The organism is Noviherbaspirillum sp. Root189 (assembly GCF_001428545.1).
Taxonomy (GTDB): domain Bacteria; phylum Pseudomonadota; class Gammaproteobacteria; order Burkholderiales; family Burkholderiaceae_D; genus Noviherbaspirillum.
The window spans coordinates 23,040-35,444 of the sequence record NZ_LMHZ01000003.1; the positions used below are offsets into that span (position 1 = coordinate 23,040).

Sequence of the window (12,405 nt, forward strand, 5' to 3'; positions counted from 1 at the left end):
GCGATAAGCATGGCTGGTCCATTGAGTGGTTTTACGGTAGTCGAAATGGCGGCGATCGGCCCCAGTCCGTTTTGCGCGATGATGCTGGCAGATATGGGAGCGGATGTCATACGCATCGACCGGTTGACGGCTGGTTTTTTCGGGAGTGGCGGCATCATCGACCGCGGCCGCCGTACTATCGCACTCGATCTCAAGAAACCAGGGGCTGTTGATATCGTACTTGCCCTCATTGAAAAAGCAGACGCACTACTGGAAGGCTTCCGGCCGGGCGTGATGGAAAGGCTGGCGTTAGGGCCTGACGTTTGCCTGGAGCGTAATCCGCGTCTCGTGTACGGGCGCATGACCGGGTGGGGACAGGAAGGTCCATTGGCCCAGGCTGCGGGGCACGACCTGAACTACATCGCAATCACGGGTGCTCTGCACGCGATGGGATATGCCGACCGCCCGCCGACGCCTCCATTGCATCTTGTTGGCGATATGGGTGGCGGCGCAATGATGCTGGCATTCGGCATCCTGTGCGGCTTGCTTGAAGCCAGCCGCACGGGAAAAGGTCAGGTGGTAGACGCTGCGATCTGTGACGGCGCTTCCCTCCTGGCCAGTACCTACCACGGAAAAATTCGACGTGGTGAATGGGTCAATCAGCGGCAGTCCAACATGCTTGATGGCGGCGCACATTTTTATGGCTGCTATGCATGTGCAGATGGAAAGTTTGTCTCTGTCGGCGCGATCGAGCCGCAGTTTTACCAGTTGTTGCTGGAGCTGTGCGGCATCAAGGACAACGACTTCCTCCAGCAATGGGAGCGTGAACAGTGGCCGCTGCTACGTGCCAAGCTCGCAAGTATCATAGCCGGCAAGACGCGGGAGCAGTGGTGCGCACTGCTGGAAGGTACCGATGTCTGCTTCGCGCCGGTCCTTGATTTCCTCGAGGCGCCGGACTATCCCCACAACAAGGAACGCGGAAGCTTCATCGAGACCGATGGCATTGTCCACCCGGCGCCCGCTCCGCGCTTTTCACGGACACCCGGACAAGCGCTGCCTATCCCAAAAAACGGTCAACACACGGAGGAATTGCTGATCGAACTGGGCATGAGCGAAGCCGATATCCAGACATTCCGCGAGCGCGGCGTTATCGCTTGACAGATAAAACCGTTCTGCTGCGGTCACCGGCGTGCCGGCAGCAGCCTGAAATCAGCACTGATAACGTGACGTGGAGACCTGTCCTATGCAAGCACATCCAAACGAGTACAAGACGATCCTGTACAGCCAGGAAGCCGGGGTGGCCACAATCACGTTGAACCGGCCCGCTCAGAAAAATGCGCTGGATATGGTTATACGGGAAGAACTCAGCGAAGCGATCAGTGCTATTCGTCGCGACCCTACGGTGCGGGTCTTGATCCTTGGCGGCACAGGTGGCGCGTTTTGCGCAGGCGGCGATATCAGCACGATGCATTCCGGCGCATCAGCCGAAGAATCGCGCGAGCGCATGGTCAAGCTGCACTACACGATTGAGGAGTTGATCACTCTCGACCGGCCTGTGATTGCCAAGGTCGACGGGCCAGCCTATGGTGCCGGCTTCGGACTGGCTTTAACCGCTGATCTCATCCTTGCTTCGCCGCGCGCGCGCTTTTGCCTTTCCTTCCTGCGCCTCGGCGCCATTCCAGATTGCGCCACCTTCTACACGCTTCCGCGCATGGTTGGGCTTCAGCGTGCCAAGGAACTTGCTTTCTCGACGCGAGAGTTTGGTGCTGAGGAAGCAAAGGACATGGGAATTGTTTGCGAAATCCAGCCATGCGACCGTATCGATGAGCGCGCGCGTCAGATTGCGCTGTCCATGACCGCACTTCCATCATCGGCGCTTTCCATCACGAAGCGCGGTTTCAATGCCTCGCTCAACAGTGACCTTGGCACGATGCTTGAACTGGAGGCAGCCGGGCAGGGAGTCGCACGCTCTTCCGAGTATCACCGTGATGCAGCTAGGCGATTCGTCAATAAGGAACCGCAGCGTTTCAGGTGGCCGCAAGAGGACGATTAGTTCGATTCTTGCATTGCTCAATGACTCTACGCTGGCGGCAACGCGTGCATCGCTGAACCCAGTACCAACATAACGAATTCTTCGCAACCCGGGCGCGCCACTGTATCGACCCGGCGGCGCCCTTCAGCCCAACGGCATGCACCAGCCATGGTGCGGCCTTTACTTTGCTGTCTTCCATACCGGTATGGAAAGGTGGGGCGATAGTCAGCGCCAGCTCATTAATTTGCATATCGTGAAAAGCTCATGCATAATGTGGCGCTAATCTTATGTCTTATATAAGACCTCGCCTGACCACATACTGGTCGTCAACAAAGGCGGCGTTGAGCGTAAGCCGAGATAGGCAAAAATTGTAAATTGCAGAATTTCTAAAACCTCCGCGATAACCGAGGAAACAGCCATGAACAGCGATCCGACCATCATTTACACGCTCACTGACGAGGCGCCTTTGTTGGCGACCCACGCTTTTCTGCCCATCATCAGCGCTTTTACCAAGCCGGCCGGGATTCGCATCGAGCAGAGCGACATTTCCGTCGCAGCACGTATCCTCGGCAACTTCTCCGATTACCTTACGCCGGAGCAGCGCGTGCCGGACACGCTCAGCCAACTGGGCAAGAAAACACTCGAGTCGGACGCCAACATCATCAAGCTGCCCAACATCAGTGCCTCGGTGGGTCAGTTGCTGGCAGCGATCAAAGAATTGCAGGGCAAGGGCTATAACATTCCCGACTACCCCGCCGAGCCGAAGACTGACGAAGAAAAAGCCATCAAGGCTCGCTACGGCTCCTGCATCGGCTCTGCCGTCAATCCGGTGCTGCGCGAAGGCAACTCCGATCGCCGGGCACCGCGCGCCGTCAAGGAATACGCACGCAAGAACCCGCACTCGATGGGCGAATGGTCGCAAGCCTCGCGCACCCATGTGTCGCACATGACCAGCGGTGACTTTTACCACGGCGAAAAGTCGATGACGCTGGACAAAGCACGCGACGTGAAGATGGAACTCGTCACCAAGAGCGGCCGGACCATCGTCTTGAAGCCGAAAGTCTCGTTGCAGGAAGGCGAGATCATCGATTCTATGTTCATGAGCCGCAAGGCGCTGCTGGACTTTTACGAGAAACAGATCGAAGACGCGCACAAGACCGGCGTGATGTTTTCCTTGCACGTCAAGGCAACGATGATGAAGGTGTCGCACCCGATCGTCTTCGGCCACTGCGTCCGCATGTTCTACAAGGAAGCGTTCGATAAACACGGCGCATTCCTTGACAGCTTGGGTGTGAACGTCAACAACGGCATGGCCGACCTGCACAGCAAGCTTGCCAAACTGCCAGACTCGCAGCGCGAAGAAATCATCCGTGACTTCCATGCCTGCCAGGAGCACCGCCCTGCATTGGCGATGGTCGATTCGGCAAAGGGCATCACTAACTTTCATTCGCCGAACGATGTGATCGTCGATGCGTCCATGCCGGCCATGATCCGTGCCGGCGGCAAAATGTACGGTGCCGACGGCCGGCTTAAGGAAGTCAAGGCCGTGATCCCCGAGAGCACCTTCGCACGTATCTATCAGGAGATCATCAACTTCTGCAAATGGCATGGTGCGTTTGATCCGCGTACGATGGGCACCGTGCCCAATGTAGGCCTGATGGCGCAGCAAGCCGAGGAATACGGTTCACATGACAAGACTTTCGAAATCCAGGAAGACGGCGTCGCCAATATCACCGACCTGGCCACCGGCGAGGTGCTGCTGACGCAGAATGTCGAGCAGGGCGACATCTGGCGCATGTGCCAGGTCAAGGATGCGCCAATCCGTGACTGGGTCAAGCTGGCCGTCACGCGAGCACGCAACTCCGGCATGCCGGCAGTGTTCTGGCTCGACTCTTACCGCCCGCACGAAAACGAGGTGATCAAGAAGGTCAAGACCTACCTGGAAGACCATGACACGACCGGACTGGACATCCAGATCATGTCGCAGGTACGTGCGATGCGTTATACGCTCGAACGCGTAAGCCGCGGGCTTGATACGATTTCGGTCACCGGCAATATTCTGCGTGACTACCTGACCGACCTGTTCCCGATCCTGGAACTGGGTACAAGCGCGAAGATGCTTTCCATTGTCCCGCTGATGGCCGGCGGCGGCATGTATGAAACCGGTGCCGGCGGTTCGGCGCCCAAGCATGTGCAGCAACTGGTTGAAGAAAACCATCTGCGCTGGGATTCGCTCGGTGAGTTTCTCGCGCTAGCCGTGAGCCTGGAAGACTTGGGCATCAAGACTGGGAACATCAAGGCAAAGATTCTGGCCAAGACTCTCGATGCAGCTACCGGCAAGCTGCTGGACAATCGCAAGTCGCCTTCACCCAAGACCGGCGAACTGGACAACCGTGGAAGCCAATTCTACTTGGCCATGTACTGGGCACAGGAACTGGCGGCGCAGAAGGACGACACTGAACTTGCCGCTTCGTTCGCGTCGCTGGCAAAGGCGCTCACGGACAACGAACAGAAGATCATTGCTGAGCTGATTGCGGTGCAGGGAAAACCTGTAGACATTGGCGGTTACTACAAGCTTGATGATACGAAAGTAAAGGCAGTCATGCGTCCAAGCGCGACGTTCAACGCGACTCTGGAGAGCGTGGCGGTCTGAAGCCAGCGGCGCTAAATAATCTGTCGATGCCTTTGTCCGGCAACCTGTTTGAATCGCTGTAACCTCGGTACGACGAACCATGTGGTACCGAGGTGCAGATCAAAAGTAAATAGGGGGAAATGAGCGCCGCTTTTCGTATAATTGACCATGTCGGGGCGTCCGGTCACGTTTGTCCAAGCTTTTATGCGTGATGGGTTTACCGCGCTGCTAGCAGTACTTTGTTGAAATCAGAAACGGATTAAAGACGCAGTAGTCGAAGCTACCGGACTGTTGTGTTCCATCTGTATCGTACCAAACCGTCTCCTGGCAAAAATAGGAGCAGATCTCGAAAAGCCCAATGGGCTGACAATTCTGTCCCTCGAAGACGTCGGACCCGGATCTGGCCGCCGCGGATGCTGGACTTTTGCAGGAACACTTCGGGCGCCCCTACAGCGCATGGCTGCTGAACGCTGCCCATGGCACCGATCACAGTGAAGTCGTGATGCATTCTCAGCCGAAATTCATGAGCCGGGAAACCACGTTTGAAACAGATTTGCATCCACGGCTTGATCGCCAAGCTCTTGGCGAAGTCTTCACCACTCAGTGCGTGCGGGTCTCTGAAGACTTGGTGCGCAAACACTATGTTGGGACAACGGTCGGGATCAAACTGCGCATTCAGGGATTTCATACCGTGACGCGTGACATCACCTTGCCCGAGGCAACCAACGATCCCGTTGCTGGAACGATGTAGTGACCGCTGGGAAGTGCGGCACTGTAGTGCGCGCATTCGGAAATGCGGGCCGAGGACACCATCTATAGGAGTGCCAGTCTGCTCCATTTCTCGCATGGGCTGCGGCGAATTCTGCGTTGAGGGTTCATCAGAATTCTTTTCCGGGTAGCGGCCTTAAATTCACATTGACTGTTGCACAATCGAAACTTGCGCTCGCATGCGGCACCGTGCACCAAGTAATTGGTATTGAGGCGTCCCTACACCGTGTTGATTGTTGGTTTGCGCACCACACTGGACTGAAGAACTCGTCGGACGCTTGATATGCTGCAAACTGCTCTCCGAAAAAACGTTTCTACTAATTCTACGGTCTCGCTGTACGAGCCGTTCGCAACGTCTTTCCACTACGAAGAATTCCAGAGAACAAAGGAGACGATCATGCAGCATCGTATTGAGCTTGTGCCCGTGGCGCTCATCGCGCTACTTTCCGGTTGCGCCACTGTGCAGAAAGATTCCGCATCCTCGACTGCCACTGCGCCGCCCGCCACAAGCGCGTCACGCGCGGCGGAGTCTCCTCAAGCAGCTCCCCCACCGAGCCAGACCGCGCCGCAGGGACAGGCGCAGAGCGATAACCTGCAGGCGCTCGAAGGCTTCCGCAGCACCGGCGCCTCGCTCGACATGGAGACGGTGCCGCAGACCGGGACCAAGATCAACGCGCTGCGTGCCAACCTGAAGAACATCAAGTTGCCGCCCGGATTCAAGATCGACCTGTATGCGGTCGTGCCCGACGCCCGTCACATGGCCATCGGTCCGTCCACGGGCATCGTGTACGTCGGTACCCGCAAAACGCGCGTCTGGGCCGTGACCGATCGCACCAAGACACGCGTGGCCGACGAAGTGAAAGTGTTTTCGCCGTCGGTGAAATTCCGCGTCCCCAACGGCGTCTGCTTCACGCCCGACGGCATCCTGTATGTCGTGGAGCACAACCGCGTGCTTAGCTTCCCGGCGGCCGAGTTCTTCTATGAAGGCCCGGATGTGGCGGCGGCCACAGTGGTGCCCCAAGGCAAACTCATCCCGGTCGAGGAAGAGAGCTTCAATCACGGCGCACGGACCTGCCGCATCGGTCCGGACAACAAGCTTTACATTACCCTCGGCAATCCCTTCAATGTACCGGCGAAGGACAAGCTGCCGTTGTACGACAAGACCGGCATGATGGGCATCCTCCGCATGGACCGCGACGGCAAGAATCGCGAAGTGTTCGCCCACGGCGTGCGCAACTCGGTCGGCATGGATTTCAATCCGAAGGATAAGACGCTCTGGTTCACGGACAATCAGGTCGACGGCATGGGCGACGACACTCCGCCCGGCGAACTGAACCGCGCGGAAAAGGCTGGCCTCAACTTCGGCTTTCCCTGGTACGGCGGCGGCAAGGTGCGTACCGATGAATACAAGAGTGAGCAGGCGCCGGCCAACGTCGTCTTCCCCGAAGTCGAATTCGCTGCGCATGCCGCCGACCTCGGCATGACCTTCTATCGGGGCAAGATGTTCCCGGCGAAGTATCAGGGTGGGGTGTTCGTTGCCGAGCATGGTTCATGGAACCGCACCACGCCGATTGGTGCGCGCGTCATGTTCGTGCCGGTAGGCGCCAATGGTCACGCCGGCAAGGCCGAGGTGTTCGCCGAGGGCTGGCTCACGCCCACGAACGAGTATCTCGGCCGGCCGGTCGACGTAGCCCAGCTGCCCGACGGCTCGCTGCTGGTGTCCGACGACTATGCCGGCGCTATCTACAGGATCTCGTATGCTGGCAAGTGAACCCGGCGCCGCGCGCCTCGCGTCCCTGTGCCTTTTGATGGCACTCGCTCCCTTCGCCGGCGCTCAGCAGCCGGCGAACGCGAAGCTGACGCAGTGCTTCACCTGCCATGGCCAGGACGGCCTTGCCAAAGTGCCCGACGCGCCCAACCTCGCCGGCCAGAACGAGAGTTACGTCGTCAAGGCGCTGCAGGATTACCGTTCGGGCGCGCGCAAGCACGAGGTCATGTCGATGATGGCGAAGCCGCTGTCGGACGCGGACATCGCCCAGGCCGCCGCCTATTTCAGCGGCATCCAGATCGAAGTGAAGAAGACCAGGTAAGCCGCTCGCTGCGCGGCGCAGCGGCTTCCTGCAACGAGGAGAAATACCATGCTTCAGTTCAGCATTACGGGACGTCCGGCTGCTCGGCTGGCCGTCCTTGTCAGCGCCATCGTGGTGTTGGCGGCGTGCAGCGGCACCGGCGGTCGCCAGTCCTCCGGCTCGAGTACGGGCGCAGGTGCGGCCGGCAGCGGATCATCATCGTCCGGCAGCAGCATCACCGGTGGCGCGGAGGGCGCACCGACCGACCAGGCCACGCCGGGAGCGAGGACGCCGGAAGGCGTACCGACGACCTCGGGCGGGGGTTCGAGTTCCGGATCGAAGTAGCGCCAAAGATCTCTTTCGGCACCAATCGCCGCAGCCATCCGCACGGTCATGTACGACGGCAGACGGCGCGAACGGGCGTCCCAATTTGACCATCAGGACCGTGTTCTTTGGGTACGAAAGAGGTGGTCGGTAACATTGGGTCACTCGAAAGCAGGGCATTTCGGCGCACGGAATGCGCTGCGGGTAGTCTTGCCCGGCGCCGACCCTGCGTTTCCGGAAATCGTCGTCAGTGTGACGCACGCCGCGCGCACCAGCGCACCAGCGCACCAGCGCAGAACATCGCTGCCACAGCGATATCTACCCTGGAACAAATTCATTTAAGCCGACGATCGTCGAGCGGTTCATGCTCCGGGCGGCATACGCTCCAGGCGAGCGCATTGATTTAATACTCCTTGCAGAATGGAGTCGGCCAAATCCCTTGGGAACCCTTCAGGGATCTGATTGTAGATTGAAGCCACGACGCCATTTGCACTGGCCAGTACATCGGCGATTATCTGCTCTGCCGCTACTGCACCTAAGCCAACCGACCTGGCGTGACTTCCCCAATGCCGCCGCTGTATCTGCTGAATGGCATAGTAGTTTTGCGTACCACGTACCGCCATTGCCAGTTTTGCGTGTTGCGGAGCGAGATTGTTCGCACCGGTTCCAAGTATGGGGTGCGCGGAGAGCACGTCATATAAAGGCGTTGCTCGGAACCCGCTCCTTGGTAGATGGAAAATACTGAAGTTCTTGGCATGTCCGTCGGTCGCTGCTAGCAGCCAAAACACCAGCTGCGTCTTAAAGAAATGAAAGCGGTCCAGTTCAGCCTGCTCGGATCCAAGTAGGATTTCCATAATCGTCGTAATGCCAGGTCCACCATCTGCCTGGTATTTGTGAAGCGGAGAAGTCCCGGTGGCCTGACAAAAGTCCTCTTGGGGCAGGCGAACGATCCAACTGCCGTCTTCAGAGAGTTTTCGGTCGAACCGTTCGACGACCAATACCTTTATATCTTCGAACTGAGCGATCTCGCAGCTAGCGATGGGAAGCCCGAAGCCCCGCATGATTTTGGAGCACAGCCATTCGTTCTCTATCGACGTGCGCATATCGGCTTGCATTGCACCGACCAAGCCCAATGGCAATTTGAGAATGTGCGTTGTTGGGGTGCTACCGAGCGGTCGATACCACTGGTCTTGATACCAAAGGAGGGCGCTTTTTTCCTGCGCGCCTGCGATGGACAATCGGAGATCCACGTCATCTTCACGTTGCCCCAAGGGGCGATCCGATATGGTGTTTCGCAGCAGGGTTGCCACTTTGCTTTCGTTTAAGGGCTCACCCCGAATCGAAAAGAGATCAGTTGGCTGTTCATCGCCAGGGAGCAACTGAATGGCGCCAACGCAGTCGCGGCCGATGGCGGCTAGAAGCTGATAAGGCTCGATACCGTCGGTTCTAAAGTGCTGAGCAATCCTGCGACGTATGGCTTCGCTATCCGGTAACAGGTTATCGAAATAGTTTTGAACCACGGCTCCGCGGTATGGTTCGTTGTCGGGTTTAAATGGCAATGAAAGCGAGAGAGGCCGCCCCTGATCATCGGCAAGCCATTCGTCGAAGTACGTCATGGAGTTTCGACCCGGTAATGCGTCCCAATAGCCGGCAGGATTGCCATTGAGCCAAAGGGTCAAGCGCTGTGCATGCGAGCGTCTACCCATTTACCAAGACTCTTTCTTCGCCGATGGCGGGACTATTTTCGGTGGGGCAGGGCGACTTGTCTTTTTAACCTTCGGTGCCATCTTAGACGATGCTACTGAGGGCAGAGGCTCGTTAGACGAGGCAATCACAGACGACAAGTCTACTGCGTTAGGCTGTGCGCTTTGGGTGAGAACGATCTCGGTTCCAAGCAGCCGTAAGATTGTAAATAGGCGTTCCACGCTTGTGGCTGCAGGGTTTGCTTCGATCTTTGCGTAGCTCTGTTGTGTGATGCCGAGTCGTGATGCAATAGCGGCTTGGGAAAAGCCAGCCTGTTTCCGAAACCCAACGAGTATTGGCCGAAGCTGCTGTAAGGCTTTAATGGGATAGTCCATATTAACTGCCCTTCCTTTATTCCAGCATAACAGTATATAAGTTGTAAAATAATAAAACAACCTTAAAGTTGTATATGTACAATACAACCTAAGATATGTATATTTAGAATACAGCTTAGACTAGGTAAATATGCTTTACAGCTTCGAACCTGTGGACATCAGTGCCGTTTCTCGGTGTGTATATACAAGAAACGGGAACAACGGTAGCGCTTAAAGTGAGAGAAATCTGTTTCAGGGATCACGATACGAAGGCCTTGGTAGTTATTACCTGTCCCAATTAAGCACAGACCTATGAAGCTGCTGCGTACCTCCAAATCCGGAAGATTGGTAACGTCGCAGCGAATCCTTTGTAGTAGCTTGGGCCCGCGATGTCACCGACTTGCGGGCCTTCTTATTGCGTTATCAAGGTACTTGTAACGGCCGCAGTTACTGCGGCTCGCCAGATCTATTGGAACGCCGTTGTTGTGAGCACGCCAATACACGGGCGACTGAAATTATCCACCAACGCGCTGGCTGTTTTATAAGCTTTTAGCAGGCGACACATTAAACAATGGCGATGCGTTGCTTGCCGCAGCCAGTTCCGCCGCCGCGGCAAGCAACGCCGGCCCAAGGCTATGCATGCGTTGTTCATCGAGACGCATCAGCGGACCGGCGATGCTGATTACGCCAATCGCCGGATAGCCGCGCTTTTGCACCGGTGCCGCCATGGCTGTCATGCCTGGAGCAAATACCTCGCTGATCATTGCAAAGCCGCGCTTACGACCGGCGTGCAGAAAAGCGAGAAGCTCAGCGATTGTCGCCGGCGCATTGGGACCAAAATCCTTGGGCTTGCCGAAGCCTTGACGGCTCACCAGTTCGAGCGCGCGTTCATCGGACAGGGTAAGCATCCAGGCATGCCCGGTAGCGCTGCAGGACAACATGGCATCCATGCCCATGTCCGGGTCGTAACGCAAACCTTTGCGGGCCCCTTGTGCTTTTGCGACCCAGGTCAAGCGGTCGCCATCAACGATTGCCAGACGGACGAGCTCACCGGACAATTCTGCCAGCCGGTCAAGCATGGTTTGCGCAACATCTACGATACCGGACGCCGCCAGGAAGCTCAGGCCAAGACCGATCAGCTTGGTAGTCAATACATAATCGTCATGTGCGCGGACCTGACGTACATAGCCGCAGCGCACCAGATCGGCAAGCAGCCTGTGGCAAGCGCTGCGCGGTATATCTAGTTCATCAGCGATCATGGATAAAGGCATACCACCTGGCTGCGCGGAGAGATATTCAAGAATCGCCATAGTTCGATTCAATACGACAGTCATAGATGTGCCTTCTAAGCTAATAATTAATTCCGTGTTGGTTGCATAATGCGGAATCAAATTCCAGTTTGGAACAGTGTTCCACCGTCCCTGTTAGCATTCTACCGGAGCCTTATATTTTGGTAGGCGCATTTTCAGAAGCACCATTTACATCATATTGGAGACAGACATGAAACGGTTCCTGGTAGCACCGCTGATTGCAGTGAGTATAGGCTTCCTGGCCACATCCTTCGCCTATGGGCAGGCGTTGCAGGAGCGAACCATTCGCTTCGGGCACCTGAATAACCCGGACCATCCGGTCAGCTTTGGTGTCAAGCGTTTTGCCGAGCTGGTCAGCAAAAAGAGCGACGGGAAATTAAAAGTACAAGAGTACCCATCTTCGACGCTTGGTAACGAATTGCAGCAGCAGTCGGCGCTGCAAGGCGGTATCCAGGAAATGTCAGCCCCTGCGACAACATCACTGGCAGGGATCGTGAAAGAGTTCGGTCTGATCGATTTTCCGTTCTCCATCAATAGCTATGAGCAGGCAGACGCGTTGCTCGATGGACCGCTCGGTCAGGCACTGCTGGCGAAATTGCCGGAGAAGGGCTTGGTTGCGTTAGGTTTCTGGGATCTTGGATTTCGTAACGTGACCAATAGCAAGCGCGCCATTATGCGCCCCGAAGATCTTGAAGGTATCAAGATCCGCGTGATTCCCAATCCCGTGTTTCTCGAGACGTTCAAGGCGTTCAAAGCCAATCCTACCCCAATGCCCTTCTCGGAGCTGTATGGTGCACTCGAATCGAAGGCGGTCGACGGCCAGGAAAATCCGTTCGCTGTGATCTTGTCGAACAAGATGTATGAGGTGCAGAAATACGTCAGCGCAACCAAGCACGTCTACGCAGCAAACATCTTGCTAGTGAGCAAGCGGTTCTGGGACAAGCTGTCTCCTGCCGAGCAGAAGATTCTCAAGGATGCCGCAACCGAGGCAACCGGTTATCAGCGACAGGTCAGCCGTGCCGCTGCTCAGCGCGCAGTCAGCGAACTCCAAGCGAAGGGCATGCAATACAACGAGCTCAATGCAGCCGAGCAGGCAAGGATGCGGCAAGTTGCCAAGCCCGTGACTGACCGCTTCGCCGCGACCTATGATCCGGCTATCGTGAAAATCTACAACGAACAACTCGTCAAGGCACAAAAATAAGCCGGCAATCTCATTTACCTAAGACAGAACCAT

10 protein-coding genes and 1 pseudogene are annotated in these 12,405 nt (G+C 56.7%); 8 read left to right on the top strand and 3 right to left on the bottom strand.

The genetic code is table 11. The features are described from left to right. The first annotated feature begins 9 nt into the window (after positions 1–9). The 7 genes and pseudogenes from ASE07_RS02470 (at position 10) to ASE07_RS28580 (ending at position 7,825) form a co-directional block, all read left to right on the top strand. Positions 10–1,137 carry a CaiB/BaiF CoA transferase family protein gene (locus ASE07_RS02470; protein ID WP_057289231.1) on the top strand — a complete coding sequence of 376 codons (1,128 nt, stop codon included), beginning with the start codon at positions 10–12 and terminating at the stop codon, positions 1,135–1,137. A gap of 85 nt (positions 1,138–1,222) precedes the next feature. Next, positions 1,223–2,032 carry an enoyl-CoA hydratase/isomerase family protein gene (locus ASE07_RS02475; RefSeq protein ID WP_057289232.1) on the top strand — a complete coding sequence of 270 codons (810 nt, stop codon included), beginning with the start codon at positions 1,223–1,225 and terminating at the stop codon, positions 2,030–2,032. Positions 2,033–2,429: 397 nt separating this feature from the next. Then, complete coding sequence (locus ASE07_RS02480) at positions 2,430–4,664, top strand: NADP-dependent isocitrate dehydrogenase (protein ID WP_057289233.1); 2,235 nt, start codon at positions 2,430–2,432, stop codon at positions 4,662–4,664. A 234-nt stretch (positions 4,665–4,898) separates the two neighbouring features. Then, positions 4,899–5,373: pseudogene (locus ASE07_RS02485) on the top strand (DNA polymerase Y family protein); the annotation flags it as partial. A gap of 435 nt (positions 5,374–5,808) precedes the next feature. Continuing rightward, positions 5,809–7,182 (top strand): PQQ-dependent sugar dehydrogenase, encoded by a 1,374-nt coding sequence (locus ASE07_RS02490; RefSeq protein ID WP_235548325.1) that lies wholly within the window; start codon positions 5,809–5,811, stop codon positions 7,180–7,182. Next, positions 7,169–7,501, top strand: a complete 333-nt coding sequence (locus tag ASE07_RS02495; RefSeq protein WP_057289235.1) for a c-type cytochrome — start codon at positions 7,169–7,171, stop codon at positions 7,499–7,501. The genes ASE07_RS02490 and ASE07_RS02495 overlap by 14 nt, the downstream gene beginning before the upstream one ends. 48 nt (positions 7,502–7,549) lie before the next feature. After that, positions 7,550–7,825: a hypothetical protein gene (locus ASE07_RS28580; RefSeq protein WP_156396337.1), complete on the top strand. Its 276-nt coding sequence runs from the start codon at positions 7,550–7,552 to the stop codon at positions 7,823–7,825. Positions 7,826–8,166: 341 nt separating this feature from the next. Here ASE07_RS28580 and ASE07_RS02505 read toward each other — a convergent pair whose 3' ends face one another. The 3 genes from ASE07_RS02505 to ASE07_RS02515 all read right to left on the bottom strand — a co-directional run bounded on the left by ASE07_RS02505 (position 8,167) and on the right by ASE07_RS02515 (position 11,195). Continuing rightward, positions 8,167–9,510 carry a type II toxin-antitoxin system HipA family toxin gene (locus ASE07_RS02505; RefSeq protein ID WP_057289237.1) on the bottom strand — a complete coding sequence of 448 codons (1,344 nt, stop codon included), beginning with the start codon at positions 9,508–9,510 and terminating at the stop codon, positions 8,167–8,169. Then, the gene (locus ASE07_RS02510) at positions 9,511–9,882 is read right to left on the bottom strand and encodes a helix-turn-helix transcriptional regulator (protein ID WP_082583907.1); all 372 of its coding nucleotides are present in this window, start codon (positions 9,880–9,882) and stop codon (positions 9,511–9,513) included. A 518-nt stretch (positions 9,883–10,400) separates the two neighbouring features. Next, positions 10,401–11,195 (bottom strand): IclR family transcriptional regulator, encoded by a 795-nt coding sequence (locus ASE07_RS02515; protein WP_057289238.1) that lies wholly within the window; start codon positions 11,193–11,195, stop codon positions 10,401–10,403. Positions 11,196–11,361: 166 nt separating this feature from the next. On the opposite strand from ASE07_RS02515, the gene ASE07_RS02520 reads away from it, so the two are divergent. Next, the gene (locus ASE07_RS02520) at positions 11,362–12,372 is read left to right on the top strand and encodes a TRAP transporter substrate-binding protein (RefSeq protein ID WP_057289239.1); all 1,011 of its coding nucleotides are present in this window, start codon (positions 11,362–11,364) and stop codon (positions 12,370–12,372) included. Positions 12,373–12,405 lie beyond the last annotated feature (33 nt).

What these genes read in the sequence shown, in the direction of transcription:
- ASE07_RS02470 (WP_057289231.1), top strand. Translation starts at nt 10, where the DNA reads ATGGCTGGTCCATTGAGTGGTTTTACGGTAGTCGAAATGGCGGCGATC.
- ASE07_RS02475 (WP_057289232.1), top strand. Translation starts at nt 1,223, where the DNA reads ATGCAAGCACATCCAAACGAGTACAAGACGATCCTGTACAGCCAGGAA.
- ASE07_RS02480 (WP_057289233.1), top strand. Translation starts at nt 2,430, where the DNA reads ATGAACAGCGATCCGACCATCATTTACACGCTCACTGACGAGGCGCCT.
- ASE07_RS02490 (WP_235548325.1), top strand. Translation starts at nt 5,809, where the DNA reads ATGCAGCATCGTATTGAGCTTGTGCCCGTGGCGCTCATCGCGCTACTT.
- ASE07_RS02495 (WP_057289235.1), top strand. Translation starts at nt 7,169, where the DNA reads ATGCTGGCAAGTGAACCCGGCGCCGCGCGCCTCGCGTCCCTGTGCCTT.
- ASE07_RS28580 (WP_156396337.1), top strand. Translation starts at nt 7,550, where the DNA reads ATGCTTCAGTTCAGCATTACGGGACGTCCGGCTGCTCGGCTGGCCGTC.
- ASE07_RS02505 (WP_057289237.1), bottom strand. Translation starts at nt 9,510, where the DNA reads ATGGGTAGACGCTCGCATGCACAGCGCTTGACCCTTTGGCTCAATGGC.
- ASE07_RS02510 (WP_082583907.1), bottom strand. Translation starts at nt 9,882, where the DNA reads ATGGACTATCCCATTAAAGCCTTACAGCAGCTTCGGCCAATACTCGTT.
- ASE07_RS02515 (WP_057289238.1), bottom strand. Translation starts at nt 11,195, where the DNA reads ATGACTGTCGTATTGAATCGAACTATGGCGATTCTTGAATATCTCTCC.
- ASE07_RS02520 (WP_057289239.1), top strand. Translation starts at nt 11,362, where the DNA reads ATGAAACGGTTCCTGGTAGCACCGCTGATTGCAGTGAGTATAGGCTTC.